Source organism: Flavobacterium chilense, assembly GCF_001602525.1.
GTDB classification, from domain to species: Bacteria; Bacteroidota; Bacteroidia; order Flavobacteriales; family Flavobacteriaceae; genus Flavobacterium; species Flavobacterium chilense.
In genome coordinates this window covers 821875-837381 of the sequence record NZ_LSYT01000001.1, presented here as the reverse complement: position 1 = coordinate 837381, position 15507 = coordinate 821875, and the positions used below count along the sequence as shown (strand labels likewise).

Here is a 15507-nt window from a genome sequence, read left to right as displayed (position 1 = left end):
GAAATGGAAAAATTTGTAATTAATAAAAACAAAAACGGAGAATATCTATTTGATTTCATAAATAACGAAGAAGAAGTTATTTTGAGAAGTGGAGCATATACCAGAAAATTTATGTGCATAAAAGGAATTGAATCAGTAAAAGCCAATTCGCAGGAAGACCTGAAGTTTTTTCGCAAAAAAACTCCGGATAACAGGAGATATTTTAATCTGAAAGCCTTTAACGGAAGAATTATAGCCATGAGCACGATGTTTAAAGATAAGCTTTCGTGCGATAACGAAATTGAATCCTTTAAAACAAAAGCCCTTGATGCCCCAATCGAAGACAGGTCAGGTAATAATAAAAGTGGCAGAAAGACACGTAATATAGCAATACAGGCAGTTTAATAAATTGTGCTTTCAGAAAGAGGTTCAATTATTAATTTTTTAGGAACTAATAATTTCAAAAACTTATTTTTTTATCCAGCAAATAAGATCGCAAAAGCGGTCTTATTTGCATGGAGTAAAGTGATCTTTTTTTAAACAAAAAAAATAACTATAAATGTCTTATTTTAATTGTTTTATGTCTTTTTGTAGATGCTTGATATTTTTTTCTTAAGGTATTTTTGTACTTGTTTTTCATTCAAATGTTTTTTTGAATGAATAGGTTTAAAGTTGCAATAGAATGATAAGAGAAAAAGCAAAAGTTTTAGTACGGGATAATAAAGGACTCTTTTTTAAAATGTTTAAAAAAGAACTTATCAATGAGTTTAATCTTATTGAGAATCCTTTATTGACAGAAAATCAAACTGAGTTAAAAGATTTGAATCGTTTTATATTTGTAGTTTACAATACATTAGAATTAGCAGATTTTTTGAAACAGGAAAAAAAAGGTTGCGTATTCTTAGTCTGCCTGTTTAATAAACGTTTACGAGGCAATAGTTCTTTTATGGAAGAAATTAATGACTTAATCATGCTGGATAGCTACAAAACAAAAAGAACGATTGTTAAAGATCTAAAATCGCATCTCAAAAATAATGCTTCAGGATTTAAAAATGATGTATTGAATTTATATAAAAGCCAAGCCTTATTTCACGGATTTTTTAAAACAGTATTCCTATTTGTATAATTAAACTACTGAGAATTACTGTCTATAATACTTTGCACACTTTGTATAAAAACTTCTGTATTGTTGATTTCGCCTTTAATGTATATATCGTAATGGCTTAGTTTAAATTGTTCCAGCATATCTTTTTTAAGATATTTGATCATAGATTCAATACTTCGGGTGTCATTTTCGTGATTTCTTTTTAATTCACGCTGTTTGCTTTCCAGATAAGCTAAAGTCTTTTTTAATCTTAGTACATTTATTTTCTCCACACTTAAATAATCTTAAATTTAGTAAAAACAACGATAATCAGGAATAAGATAAAATTCAATATTTTTCCAAAAACGTAACAGTGAATTGAATTTATCTTATTACAAGACTATCGTTTCTGACAAATACGTTTTAATTGACTTTTTAGTTTTGAAATATAGCTCAAAAAATTAAAAAAATATTTAAATTTTAAAAAATATTGAGTTAATGTGTTGTAATCCTTTTGTTTATGTTTTTATTTGAATAAGAAAAATATTTCTTTTTTTTCTTTGCAACTCAATTTTAGATTACATTTTCTACTGTTATAAAAGTTAAAATAGAAAATATCTAAAAAAAAAGCACCATAAACATCCAGGCTGTATCTTCTTTTTCAGGAAAATACAGCTTGGATTAGTGTTATTTTAAATATACTTATTTTACAACTGTAGCTTCCAGTTCTACTTTTAAAGTCTCAAACAGACTTTTAACTTCTAATAGAGTAGTAGCCTGTTTCATACCGTGTTTGGCTACCCAATCCTGAATAATGTCAAAGTTTGGCCAAAGTTCAGCAGTATTAGTTGTATAGATATTTAACCTGACAATACCTTTGCAATCGTAACCAGCCTCGGTAATTACCTGTTCCAGATTTTTTAATGCCAGAATTATTTGTGATTTCATATCGGCATTGCTTGAAATTCCGTCGGCATTAATGGCGGTTTGCCCGGAAACATATAATGTTCCTGTTGGATTCTTTACTTCAACAGCTTGTACATAACTGCGTTTATCCTGCCATTCCCAGGGATTAATTGCTCTTTTTTCCATTTGATTCGTTTTTTTAGTTTGTGCCAGTACAGGCATCGTAGTGAATAATAGTAATACTAAAAGATTTGCTGTTTTTTTCACGATTACAGTTTAAAATTGATACTGCAAAATTGAAAATAACAGCCGAAATGGAGTGTTGATATTTCTCACGAATTTAAAGTGAGTTATATCACATTAAGAAGATAATCTACTTAAAGTTTCGCGGGAAACGCCCAGATAAGAAGCAATAAGACTTTTAGAAACACGTTGAAACAGTGAAGGATATTGTTTTAAAAGCTGCTCGTAGCGTTCCTTTGAGTTAGAAGTTTGCCAGGATATAATACGGCGTTGTGATCCAAGAAAGCCAAAAGTTGCTTTTTCCAGAAAAAAACGCTCCATTTTCTGTAGCCCGTTACATAGTTTTTGATAATCTTCAAATGAGCAGCAAAGTACTTCTGTGTCCTCAAGGCATTGTAAAGACATTGTCGCTTCAGATTGGGTAAAAAAGGCATAATAATCACTTTCCCACCAATCTTCCATCGCAAACGAGACAATGTGTTCTTTTGCATTTCCATCCGTATAAACCAATTTCAAAAGTCCTGAAATCACAAAATAAGAATACTTTACAGGATCACCTTCCTGAATCAAAAATTGATGTTTTTTGAATTTCCTACTGCTAAAATGTGAGTTTACAAAGGCAAACTCATCATCTGTCAGCGGTATTATTTTCTCGATATGTTCTCTGAGGTTGGCTTGCATCTTAGGTCAAAGTTATAGAAAAATTAGCAAGTAAAAGATTTTAATTGAAACTATTGAATTTTGATATTTACATAACAAAAACATTAATTTACTGTTTAAAATGTAATTTTTCTGCAGAATACTTCTTTTTGTAAAGATAATTATATCTTTACGCCAGATTTTGGTCTGTTTTCTTTAGAATTTTTTGAAGAAAACAGTTAAAAGGGAATCAGGTGTAAATCCTGAACAGACCCGCTACTGTAAGTTCTGTATAAGTCTTTAAACGTTACTAATGCCATTGTCCCGCTGCGTGGATGAGAAGGTTGTTTTAAAGATGGAACAAGTCAGGAGACCTGCCACAATCACATAGTTTAAGACTTTCGTGGAATAAAGTTGAACAACAAGAAACCAACCTGTTATTTTTTATAACGGGATCCTTCTTATTGCTTTTTGATTATTACATCCGCGAAGTTTATTTAATTAAAACAGTGATGTATTATACAAAAAAAGTACTCTTATTTATTTTTCTATTTTTTGCTCCATTTTTACTTCATTCGCAAGTATCTAATGATAGTTTACGGGTTTTAAAAGAAGTCATTCTAAAAGGAAAACCATATCAGGAAGTAATTCCCGTTCAGACACTTTCAGGAAAATTACTGGAAAATTTAGCCAGCCATAATGTTGCCGATGCCCTTCGATATTTTGCAGGAACCCAAATTAAGGATTATGGTGGACTTGGCGGACTTAAAACAGTTGATGTGCGTAATATGGGAACACATCATGTGGGTGTTTTTTACGATGGCATTCAGTTGGGTAACGCACAAAACGGAGTTACGGATTTAGGAAAATATTCTCTGGATGATATGGAATCCCTGACAATGTACAACGGTCAGAAAAGTGAAATTTTTCAGTCAGCAAAAGATTTTGCAGCCGCTTCTACCATTTACTTAAGAACCAAACGACCTGTTTTTGAAAAAAATAAAAACACAAATCTGTTGGTACGGTTCAAAACAATGTCTATCAATTATTTTGATCCATCCTTTAGATGGGAACAAAAATTAAGTGACAAAGTAAGCATGAGCGTAAGTTCTGAATACATAAAATCTAATGGTCAATATAAATTCAGGTACAAAAGAAATAATCTTGACGGAACAGTCGCCTATGATACAACTGCCACCAGACACAATAGTGACATCGAAGCACTAAGGGTAGAATCCGGACTTTATGGAAAAATAAATAATGGATCATGGGACGCTAAAGTTTATTATTACGATTCAGACAGAGGAGCGCCCGGAGCTATTGTAGAAAATAAATTTTCAGACGGTTTCAGGCAATACGATAAGAACTTTTTTACACAAGGAACTTTCATCAAAGATTTTACAAAAAGATATAAATTTCAGGCAAAAGGAAAATTTGCATACGATTATACCCATTATGTTGCCAGAGATACAACCAATATACTCGGTGAAACCGTAACCGAAGGAGCACAATCAGACGATAGTTATTATCAGCAGGAATATTATGTTTCAGCTGTTAACATGTACAGTATATTACCAAACTGGGATGTTTCGCTTTCTACAGATCTTCAGTACAACAAACTAAATGCCACAAGAAAAGGGATACAGACTCAATTTTCTTTTCCGCAACGCTATACTGCATTAGTTTCACTTGCCAGCACTTACAGACTTGGAGGTTTTAAGGTTTTGGGCAGTGTTATTGGAACTCATGTTAAGGAAGAAGTACGGTACAATGCAAAAGCTCCTGATAAAACAGAATTTACTCCGGCATTATTTTTAGGTTACACACCATTTAAAGATTACGATTTTAACCTGAGAGCCTTTGCAAAACGCATTTTCAGAATGCCCACTTTTAACGATTTGTATTATACAATGGTTGGTTCCAGTACCCTAAGACCAGAATATATGAATCAGTACGATGTTGGGTTTACTTATAATTTACCTGTAGGGAAAGAGTTTTTTTATAAATTTTCTATTCAGGTTGATGGTTATTATACCAATACCAAAGATAAAATTGTAGCAGCTCCAACAGGAAATTTATTTCGCTGGATGATAACCAACATCGGACAGGTAAAAGGACAGGGAATTGAATCTGTTGTTAATATGGGAATGCATATTGACAAAGTAAACCTGGCAGCAAATCTAACATATACCTATTCTCAAAGCCGGGATTATACCAGGTTTGCAGGTTTAGAATTATCCTCTTACGGCGATCAGATCCCGTACACACCATGGCATAGCGGCTCAGCAATATTAAATGCCGATTATAAAACCTGGAATTTTAACTACAGTTTTATCTATGTAGGCAAACGCTATAATGGCAATGTAAATAACATAAAGGTAAACGAAGTACAACCCTGGTACACACATGATTTGGCAGTACAGAAATCTTTTACCATACGTCACTATCAAATGAAAGGAGCAGTAGAATTAAACAATGCTCTTAATCAGCAATATGAAGTGATTTACAACTATCCGATGCCGGGGCGTACGTTAAAATTTATAATTAGTATAGAACTATGAAAAAGATCACGACAAAAATAATTTTCGGTTTATTTATAATTCTTGCTTTTAATTCCTGCAGAGAAGAAGAAACCATTTTCCCATCCAGTGATAAAAGTGTTGCAGCTCCCAGAAGTGACGGGAAAATAGAAGGTTTTTATCTTCTTAATGAAGGTAATATGGGAATGAACCGTGCGAGTATTGATATTTTCAATTACCGAACAGGAAACTATACTACCGATATTTATTCAGAACGAAACCCAACTGTTATAAAAGAGCTTGGAGATGTTGGTAATGATATAAAGATCTACGGAAATAAAGTATATGCCGTTATAAATTGTTCCAACAAAGTAGAAGTAATCGAGAAATGGACGGCAAAACGCATCAAAAAAATAGACATTCCCAATTGCCGTTACCTGGCTTTCTACAAAAACAAAGCCTATGTGAGTTCGTATTCAGGTCCCGTAGCAATCAATCCGAATGCCGAAATTGGTTTTGTTGCCGAAATTGATACCACATCATTAGAAATAAAAAGAAAAGTCACAGTAGGTTATCAACCCGAACAAATGGTGGTGCACAACGGAAAATTATATGTAGCAAACTCCGGCGGTTACCGGGTGCCTAATTATGACAGAACAGTATCTGTAGTTGATCTGGAATCCTTTACCGAAACCAAAAAAATAGATGTGGGAATAAATCTCAATAGCATGGAAATAGACAGCAGAGGAGATATTTATGTGAGTTCAAGAGGAGATTACTACAATACACCTTCTAATTTATTTGTAATTGACAGCCAGACAGATGAAAAGAAATTACAGCTTGATATTCCGGTTTCAGGAATGTGCCTGGTAGATGATTTATTGTATTTCTACAGTGTATCATGGAGTTACCTTACCAATAGCAATAAAGTAACCTATGGAATATTAGACACAAGAACTAAAAAGGTAATTACGAATAAAATCATCACGGACGGTACAGATAAACAAATTATGATTCCGTACGGACTTCAGGTAAATCCTGAAACAAAAGAAATTTATATTACCGATGCTCAGAATTATGTCGTAACAGGCTATATCTATTGTTTTACTCCCGAAGGAAAATTGAAGTGGAAAACAACAGCAGGAAATATTCCGGCACACATGGCTTTTATAACAAAAAACTAAAGCTGTACAGAAACAAAATATTAATTCTAAATTTTATTGAATATGAAAAAAAATCCTTTTAAAATTTTAAAAATGACGTTACTGTCAGTTTTCTTACTGGGATTTATCGGATGCGGAACCGACAAGGAAGAAGATTTGGGAATTCCGGCAGAATTACTAAAAGATTCCTACTCAATAGACCGCTTTAAAGTACTCAATATTGCTCCAAACTTGCCTGCGAATTCACAAGTAACCTGGATGGCAAATGATTCAGTGATTTCCCAAAGTGCCCAATTGGATTTTATTAGTCCGTATTTAAAAAACTATACACTGACTTTAAAATTAGAAGTAAACGGAATGGTGAAAACCTACACATCATCAATCAATGTCACAAAAGAAACGGGAACTTATAGTAAATATATATCAAATGTATTTGATTATCGTCCTGCAGTGGGCCAGTTTACTAATGAAATTCCAAAGTATCTGCCCGGAAATACGGATGCCAATCTGATCAGTGGAGCAAAAAAAGCCATTGTTGGTTCAAACACCAGCATGATATCGTTGGGTGGTTTTGGAGGTTATGTGGTATTTGGTTTCGATCATACAATTCCAAATATGAATGGTCGTGATTTTAAGATTTTAGGAAATGCATTTTGGGGTAATGAAGCTAATGAAGCACGTTCAGGATCATGCGAACCGGGTATTATTCTGGTGGCTTATGACAAAAACAAAAACGGAAAGCCTGATGAAGACGAGTGGTATGAAATAGCAGGAAGCGAGTATTTTAAAAATACTACTATCAAGAATTACAGCATTACTTACTTTAAACCGGACCCTAATAAACAGCCGGTTGCAGGAGAAGAATTCTGGCAAACTGATACAGAATATATTAAATGGCAGGATAATCAGGGAAAATTAGGTTATAAAACCAGAAACACATTTCACGATCAGAGCTATTATCCCTTATGGATTTCTGAAGCATCATACAGCCTGAAAGGGACAAGAATTGCAGACAATTTTTACGATCAGAGTGGTGCTGGAAATTATTGGGTAGGCAAATCGTTCGATTTTGGTTATGCCGATAATGCCCCAAATAACGATGAAGGTTCTAATATCGATATTTCGTGGGCTGTAGATAAAGACGGAAAATATGTAAAACTACCGGGAATAGATTTCGTTAAAGTATACACCGGAATTAATCAGGAAGCCGGATGGCTGGGAGAAGTTTCGACAGAAGTTTCAGGAGCTTATGACTTATACCTTAAATAATAAATTTTAAATTAAATATAATATGAAGAAAAATTACCTTTTAATACTATTATTGTTCTTTTCATTTCTGAGCAATGCACAAATTACCGTACAGGGGGTACCCAGAAATGATTTAAAACCAACAACAACGACTAAAAAACAGCAAAGTAAAAGCGCTGCAACAACAACTTTTGCTGATATTCAATATTGGGTAGGTACAGGTTCTAATCAGGCTGCGTTTGCGGTTCAATGGAATGATGGCAAAAATTCTGATGCCTTAATCTGGGGTTTTAGATGGGATGGAACTGCAACTGGAGAAGATATGATGAAAGCTATTGCAAAAGCAGATCATCGTTTCTTTACTTTGCTTTATCAGGGAACACAGTTTGGTTCTGCAATTGGAGGATTAGGTTTTGATTTGAACGGTGCAAATACAAACGGACTTTATAAAAGCGGAAATGTTACTTATCCTTATTATCCTGTAGATGGTATTGTAAATTCAACGTCTTACGACTTCGATGAATATACTGTAATTGATGCCAATGATCACTGGCAATCAGGATGGACATCCAAAGGATATTGGTCTTATTGGGTGAGAGATGCTGTTGAGGATGATTTTGATTACTCCGGATTGGGAGCATCAAGCAGGGTTTTACAAAATGGTTCTTGGGATGTATGGAATTTTAATGTTTTATTTGCTCAGGAACCAACCGTAACAACATTTACCCCGGTTACGCCTTATGTGAATGCTATAGATTTTACAAAAGGGTATTTTGTAGTAAACGAAGAATGGTTTGGACATACAAACGGATCAGTAAATTTTGTTGATAATACAGGAAATATCAACTATCGCGTTTACAGTACCAAGAATGAGAATAAGGCTTTTGGAGCTACTACACAATACGGAACCATTTACGGAGACAAATTTTATTTTATTTCTAAGCAAGCTGCAGATGGCGGAGATACCCAATATACTCCGGGAGGAAGATTGGTGGTAGCCGATGCATTAACAATGAAAAAAATTGCCGGATTTGATAATATTGGTGGAGGAGACGGGCGCTCTTTTATTGGAGTAGATAAAAATACAGGTTACATAGGTGCATCAAACGGTGTTTTTGCTTTTGATATTGCCAACATGAAGGTAGGAGATATGGTAACAGGAACAGGAGGCGGAAGCACATATGCAGGACAGATCGGAAATATGATTCGTACCTCTCAATATGTGTTTGCTGTAAAACAAAATGCTGGAATTCTGGTAATTGATCCAAAAACGAATACCGTTATTAAAACCATTACAGGAGCATTTCATTCAGTTACACAAGCGAAAGACGGAAGCGTTTGGGGAATCCAGAATCAAAAAATAATTAATATCGATCCGATAACTTTTGTTGCAACCGAATATGCAATTCCAACCACTAAATATTTAGGATCATGGGGTGCCTGGAATGCAGGAAGTTTTACCTACAGTACCAAACAAAACGCTTTGTTTTGGATGAACTCTGTAAATTCTTTTACATCAGGAATACAAATTGTAAAATTTGATATCAATACAAAAACATTTAATGAAAATTTTGCCACACTTCCGGGGCAAACAGGAACATACAAACAAATTCCTTACGGTGCGGCATTACGTCTTGATCCGATAACTGATAATTTAATTGTTAATACAACAGAAAGTGGTTATCTGGCACATTTTCAGAAAAACTGGATTCATACATACAGTAATACAGGAAGTTTAATTGATACCAAAATTTTAAACGATTATTACTGGTTTCCAGCTATAACAGTTTTCCCTGATAATGCAGCACCGGTAATTAGCAGTACTTTGCCTTCGCAGGTTTCAGTAAATAATCCAACTGTAATTGATTTAAAAACAGTGGTTTCAGATGATGATAATTTAGCAGTAGCCATTGTAAAAACAGTAAAATCAAATAGTGATACAGCTGTTGTTTCTGCAGTCATAAATACAAATGACGAGCTGGTTTTAACGCCTAAAACGTCAGGTGATGCGACAGTAGTAATAAGTTTTAACTCTAACGGAAAAGTAGTCGAAAAATCAATTACAGTCAATGCATCAACTAATTTAGGAACAGGTGATTTTACAAAAGTCAAATTAGCCATTTATCCTAATCCGGTTTCTGAAATTCTGAATATTCAGACCGAAGATCAGGTGTTGCAGGTTACAGTTTATGATGTGTCAGGAAAAACAATCCATACACAGTTTAACAACAACCAAGTCAATGTAAGCGCTTTTGTAAAAGGATTGTACATTATTAATGTGGTGACTGATAAAGCCAATTATGTACAGAAATTTATCAAGAATTAATCAGGTATTGATTACTGAATGATAGAAAAAAAGCCCCTTTACCAAATTGGTAAAGGGGCTTTTAGTTTTCAGTATTGTAATTACACATTATTGAAGCGATTCTAAAAATGAAATATAATCCAGTGCGTTCTTTTCGATTCTTTCTTCAATCGCATTATGTTCAGCACCATAAAAAGCAAATAAAGATTTGTAGTCAGCTTTTATGTAATTAAAAGTAACTTCAAAAGGAGCAGTAAGTTGTTCTAACGTATATTTATATTTTCCGTTTTCACTGTAATCTTCCTCATTAATACCCGCAGAAACAGACAAAGCAATTTTCTTTCCAGCTACTTTATAACCACTTTTACTGCCATAAGCCCATCCGTACAACAATACTTCATCAAGCCATTTTTTTAAGAGTGGCGGGCAATTGAACCAATATAACGGAAACTGAAATACAATGGTATCATGATGTTCGATTAACTGTTGTTCTTTTTCAAAATCAATTTTTTCATCAGGATATACAGCATACAAATCATGAAGTGTATATTGATCAGGATATTTATTTAATTCTTCGATCCATCTTTTGTTTATTACAGAATTTTCAATTTTTGGATGAACTATAATTACAAGTGTTTTCATTTGATAGGTATTAAAATTTAAAGCAACAAATATGTAAACTTCAAACATATAGAACAATAAGGGACGAATTAATCATATAGTGATAAATTAATCACTATCGATTTTTAGCATAAAAACAGCATTTGTCTTTACTTTTGTACTCTAAAAAGAAATGAATATGTATCAGCGAAAAATACCCATTGATTATAATTGCGGACTTAATGTTGCCATGGAAGTAGTGGGTTCTAAATGGAAATTTTGTTTGCTGGATGAAATCTCAAAAGGTATAAAACGACCTAAAGACCTTGTTAGTGCCATTAATGGTATTACCAAACGTGTGTTGCAAAATCAATTAAAAGAGTTGGAATGTCACGGACTTTTAGGAAAAACAGTTTACAATGAAATTCCCCTAAAAGTAGAATATTATCTAACAGCATCCGGAGAATCTCTAATGCCTTTAATTTCTGCGCTTGACAAATGGGGACTTGAATTTGCGCCTCAGCTAAAAATGATTATCGAGAATCAAATGCAGGAAACAGAGTCGTAACAGTTTCAATTTCGAAAGCTCCATCCTTTTAAAATTGTATAAGTTAAATGATAAAAAGATTAGTAAGTTTTTGATTACCTTTATAAGAATCATTTAATGGGCAATTTATGGAAAGTAATTCTGATGTCGAAAACAGTTTTTGGGATTTAAGTATTGAAGACGCTTATAAAAAAGTAAATGCAGGGGCAAAAGGACTCGAAGATTCAGAAGTCCCGAGAAGATTGAAACAATATGGTCCCAATACCTTAAAAAGTAATGCCAACACTTCGATGTTTATTCTGTTTATTTCGCAGTTTAAAAGTCCCATCACCATTTTACTTATTATCGCTGCGATACTATCTGCAGGTTTAGGAGACATTTCAGATACCTTAATAATTCTCTGCATTATAATATTAAGCAGTCTTCTTGGTTTTTGGCAGGAAAAAGGAGCAGCAAATGCCGTAAAAGAACTATTGAAAATGGTTCGCTTAAAATGCAGGGTTATCCGCAGCGGAACTTCAAAAGAGATAGCCGTAGAAGAAGTCGTTCCGGGCGATATAGTCACATTATCAGCCGGCGATATTATTCCTGGCGATTGTCTGATTATAGATTCAAAAGAATTATTTGTCGATGAAGCCGCTTTTACCGGAGAAACCTTTCCGGTAGAAAAGAGTAGTGGTAAACCACTTCCGGCAGATACTGTACTTTCTAAAAGAAGCAATACTTTGTTTATGGGAGCAAGTGTTATTAGCGGAAAAGCAACAGCACTGGTAATGGCAACCGGAAAACAAACAGAATTCGGGAAAATATCCACCAATCTTCAGTTAAAAGCACCAGAAACAGATTTCGAACTCGGAATACGCAAATTTGGATATTTGCTTATGGAAGTTACACTGGTTCTTGTTATTATTATTTTTGGTGTAAACGTTTTTCTTCATAAACCCATACTGGATTCCTTTTTATTTTCGCTGGCACTTGCGGTAGGATTGACACCACAGTTACTTCCTGCGATTATTAGCGTTAATCTTTCGACAGGAGCAAAACGAATGGCTAAATTACAAGTAATTGTAAAACGCCTTTCTTCGATTGAAAATATCGGAAGTATGAATATTCTTTGTTCAGATAAAACAGGAACCATAACCGCAGGAAAAGTAAATTTAAAAGATACACTGGACATCAGCGGAAACCATAATGATAAAGTATTGCAATATGCGTGGTTAAATGCCTCTATGCAACAAGGATTTAGAAACCCAATCGACGAAGCAATTTGTCTGGCCTATAAAGAAACATCCAATGCATTTACAGTACAATCAGAGATTCCGTACGACTTTATCCGAAAACGTTTAACGATAGTAGTAAAAGGAGAAAAAGAAAATCTGGCCATAACCAAAGGTGCTTTAAATTCCATATTGGCAATTTGCAGTAAGGCTGAACTTGCCGAAGGTAAACTAACTGATCTATCCGATTCTAAAGCCTCGATTCAGGAACAATACGAAAAATTAAGCGAAGCTGGTTTCAGAACTTTAGGCGTAGCTTACAAACCCGTTTCTGATGCAAAAGGATTTACCCGTGACGATGAAAAAGATATGATCTTTTTAGGATTTATAACCTTATTTGATCCGCCAAAACCAAATGTAGAAGCTATAATTGCAAAACTGAATACACTGGGAGTAAAACTAAAAATTATTACCGGAGATAACGCCCTTGTAGCAAAAAGTCTGGCTTTGCAGGTAGGCATAAAAGATCCCAAAATATTGACTGGTGCCGAATTGCAAAAAATGACCAAAGCCGCACTCATGCATCAGGCAACCCGTACCGATATTTTTGCAGAAGTTGAACCCAACCAAAAAGAACGTATTATATCTATATTAAAAAGCGGAGGAAATGTAGTAGGTTTTATGGGCGATGGTATAAATGATGCTCCGGCGCTGCATACTGCAGATGTGGGAATATCTGTAGATACGGCAGTAGATGTAGCCAAAGAAGCCGCAGATATTGTATTATTGAGTCAGGATCTGGGAGTTTTGACAAATGGTATTGTCGAAGGCAGAAAAACATTTACCAATACCATGAAATATATCTTTATGGCAACCAGTGCCAATTTCGGGAATATGTTTAGTATGGCAGGTGCCTCTTTATTTTTGCCGTTTTTACCTTTATTACCCAAACAAATTTTACTGACTAATCTTTTAACGGATTTTCCGGAAATGGCTATTGCCACAGACCGTGTCGACGAATTAAATATTCAGGCACCACAACGTTGGGATATAGCCTTTATCAGAAAGTTTATGATTGTTTTTGGCCTTTTAAGTTCCGTTTTTGATTTTCTGATGTTTGGTATTCTGTTGTTTATTTTTCATGCCAAGGAAAAAGAATTTCAAACAGCCTGGTTCATAGAATCTGTAATTTCGGCAACCTTAATTGTATTGGTTGTTAGAACCAGATTACCATTTTTTAAAAGCCTGCCTGGTAAATATTTAACCATTGCAACTGCTGTAATTGTCTTATTTGTGCTGGCATTGCCTTTTACGCCATTTTCAGAATGGTTCGATTTTGTAAAATTACCATTTATGCTTTATGTATGGATGTTTTTACTGATTGCAACCTATATCATATCTGCCGAAATTGTAAAGCACAAGTTTTATAAAATAATGATTAAAAAACATCGGAAATATCGTTAACCGTTTGTCAAAAACGTTAAGTTTTCTTTCTAATTAATTTATCTTTTATTTATGATTAAAAGGAGAGGTACTTCGGTAAAAGTGTTAAAATAATCACTATATTTGATATAGTTATTCGTTTTATCTACCATTACTATGAATAATGTACCAAATTCCCCTTTTTAATCAAATCCATAATACGCTTAAAGCATTTTTATTATCTAAGTCTCAGGTTATAATTTATTTTTTTAATTTAAATTAAATTCAGGTATGAGGTCATTTATGATAAATACTTTAATGGTGATTTTGATTACTCATTCGGCACATACAATTGCACAAACGACTGAACAAAATCAATTACCTAAAGTATGGAATCTTGAACAATGTATTGCTTATGCAAAACAGCAGAATATCCAAATTAATACCTTACGGCTCACTACTAAATCTACAGAACAGGATTTACTATTGTCTAAAGCAGCAAAGCTTCCTAACCTTTTAGGAAATGCGTCGCAAACTTTTACCAATGCAAAAAATGCTGATTTAGTCGTAGGAGGTTTTCAGACCCAATCGAGTTTTGCGGGCAATTATTCATTAGGTTCATCGATGGTTTTATATAATGGAGGATACCTGAATAATGATATTAAACAAAAAGAACTCTTTATCAAGTCAGCTCAGTTTAATGCCGAAGCTGCTGAAAACGATATTACCATTCAAATCACACAAGCATATCTGACCATTTTACTGGCAAAGGAAAATAGTGTGTATTTAAACGAGATTGTAGAAACTTCGAAAGCACAACTCAAATTAGGAGAATTAAAATACAATGCCGGAAGTATTGCCAAAAAAGATTTTGTTTTACTGAAAGCACAATTGGCAACCGATAACTTTAATTTAGTTAATTCTCAAAACACCGAGCGCCAAAATGTGCTGACCTTAAAACAATTATTGCAGCTTCCGTCAGGATATGAATTAAATATTCAAAAGCCGGAAACTCTCGAAGCTACTTTACCGGTAATCAATCTGGAAGAAGCGCAAAAAATAGCCTTAGAACAAAGACCGGAGGTAAAAAGCATTTTGTTAGAGAAAGAAGCTGCCGATTTAGAATTACAAAAATCCAAAGCCAGTTTTTTACCTACACTTAGTGCAAGCGGAACTTTGGCTTCTGGCTATTCAGACAATCAAAGTACACCTTATCCTGCACAATTAGACAATAACTTTTATCAGCGTCTGGGGCTTTCGTTAACGGTTCCGATCTTTAATAATCGAATTGCGAAAACAGGAGTCGAAAAGTCAAAAATTGCTATTGATCAGTCCAAACTAAATGTTACAAACACAGAAACAGTACTTTCTCAAAAAGTAGAGCAGGCGTACATTAATGTCCTTAATGCGCAATCTCAGTTTACTGCTGCTCAGGAACAGCTTGATGCCAACACAGAAAATTATCGAATTGCCAACGAACAATTACGATTAGGAGGCATAAGTACAGTAGATTATTTACTCGAAAAGAATTTATATGTTCAGGCATTCCAAAATTTTATACAAGCAAAATACAATGCTGTTGTAAGTTTAAAAATATACGATTTCTATAAAGGAGATTCAATCAAACTATAAAAA

Annotated in this window: 13 protein-coding genes and 1 riboswitch; of the genes, 9 read left to right on the top strand and 4 right to left on the bottom strand. The window is 34.1% G+C overall.

All coding sequences use genetic code 11. From position 1 onward, the window contains the following. Positions 1 to 3 precede the first annotated feature (3 nt). Positions 4 to 384 (top strand): YegP family protein, encoded by a 381-nt coding sequence (locus tag A4F88_RS03505; RefSeq protein ID WP_068841124.1) that lies wholly within the window; start codon positions 4 to 6, stop codon positions 382 to 384. 277 nt (positions 385 to 661) lie between these two features. After that, entirely contained in the window at positions 662 to 1105 is a 444-nt protein-coding gene (locus tag A4F88_RS03500) for a hypothetical protein (protein WP_068841123.1), read from the top strand. A 5-nt stretch (positions 1106 to 1110) separates the two neighbouring features. Here A4F88_RS03500 and A4F88_RS03495 read toward each other — a convergent pair whose 3' ends face one another. From A4F88_RS03495 to A4F88_RS03485, 3 genes are all read right to left on the bottom strand, one after another. Continuing rightward, positions 1111 to 1356 (bottom strand): hypothetical protein, encoded by a 246-nt coding sequence (locus tag A4F88_RS03495; RefSeq protein WP_068841122.1) that lies wholly within the window; start codon positions 1354 to 1356, stop codon positions 1111 to 1113. A gap of 409 nt (positions 1357 to 1765) precedes the next feature. Then, positions 1766 to 2155: a RidA family protein gene (locus A4F88_RS03490; RefSeq protein WP_068841462.1), complete on the bottom strand. Its 390-nt coding sequence runs from the start codon at positions 2153 to 2155 to the stop codon at positions 1766 to 1768. Positions 2156 to 2329: 174 nt separating this feature from the next. After that, positions 2330 to 2893: a Crp/Fnr family transcriptional regulator gene (locus tag A4F88_RS03485; RefSeq protein WP_068841121.1), complete on the bottom strand. Its 564-nt coding sequence runs from the start codon at positions 2891 to 2893 to the stop codon at positions 2330 to 2332. 144 nt (positions 2894 to 3037) lie between these two features. Next, positions 3038 to 3247, top strand: a riboswitch (cobalamin riboswitch). Positions 3248 to 3363: 116 nt separating this feature from the next. Here A4F88_RS03485 and A4F88_RS03480 point away from each other — a divergent pair. The 4 genes from A4F88_RS03480 (at position 3364) to A4F88_RS03465 (ending at position 10107) form a co-directional block, all read left to right on the top strand. Beyond that, entirely contained in the window at positions 3364 to 5412 is a 2049-nt protein-coding gene (locus tag A4F88_RS03480) for a TonB-dependent receptor (RefSeq protein ID WP_068841461.1), read from the top strand. Beyond that, the gene (locus A4F88_RS03475) at positions 5409 to 6554 is read left to right on the top strand and encodes a beta-propeller fold lactonase family protein (RefSeq protein ID WP_068841120.1); all 1146 of its coding nucleotides are present in this window, start codon (positions 5409 to 5411) and stop codon (positions 6552 to 6554) included. Before A4F88_RS03480 ends, A4F88_RS03475 begins: the two co-directional genes overlap by 4 nt. A gap of 72 nt (positions 6555 to 6626) precedes the next feature. Further along, the gene (locus tag A4F88_RS03470) at positions 6627 to 7802 is read left to right on the top strand and encodes a cell surface protein (RefSeq protein ID WP_394332899.1); all 1176 of its coding nucleotides are present in this window, start codon (positions 6627 to 6629) and stop codon (positions 7800 to 7802) included. 22 nt (positions 7803 to 7824) lie between these two features. Next, on the top strand, positions 7825 to 10107 hold the full coding sequence (locus A4F88_RS03465) for a T9SS type A sorting domain-containing protein (protein WP_068841118.1): 2283 nt from the start codon (positions 7825 to 7827) through the stop codon (positions 10105 to 10107). 87 nt (positions 10108 to 10194) lie between these two features. On the opposite strand, the gene A4F88_RS03460 is transcribed toward A4F88_RS03465, so the two are convergent. After that, a complete protein-coding gene (locus tag A4F88_RS03460; protein WP_068841460.1) occupies positions 10195 to 10728 on the bottom strand; it encodes an NAD(P)H-dependent oxidoreductase in 534 nt (177 codons plus the stop codon). A gap of 151 nt (positions 10729 to 10879) precedes the next feature. Here A4F88_RS03460 and A4F88_RS03455 point away from each other — a divergent pair, with 151 nt between their 5' ends. The 3 genes from A4F88_RS03455 to A4F88_RS03445 all read left to right on the top strand — a co-directional run bounded on the left by A4F88_RS03455 (position 10880) and on the right by A4F88_RS03445 (position 15504). Further along, complete coding sequence (locus A4F88_RS03455; protein ID WP_209442817.1) at positions 10880 to 11254, top strand: winged helix-turn-helix transcriptional regulator; 375 nt, start codon at positions 10880 to 10882, stop codon at positions 11252 to 11254. Positions 11255 to 11361: 107 nt separating this feature from the next. Further along, entirely contained in the window at positions 11362 to 13914 is a 2553-nt protein-coding gene (gene mgtA, locus A4F88_RS03450) for a magnesium-translocating P-type ATPase (protein WP_068841116.1), read from the top strand. 249 nt (positions 13915 to 14163) lie between these two features. After that, on the top strand, positions 14164 to 15504 hold the full coding sequence (locus tag A4F88_RS03445) for a TolC family protein (protein ID WP_068841115.1): 1341 nt from the start codon (positions 14164 to 14166) through the stop codon (positions 15502 to 15504). The last annotated feature ends 3 nt before the right edge of the window (positions 15505 to 15507 follow it).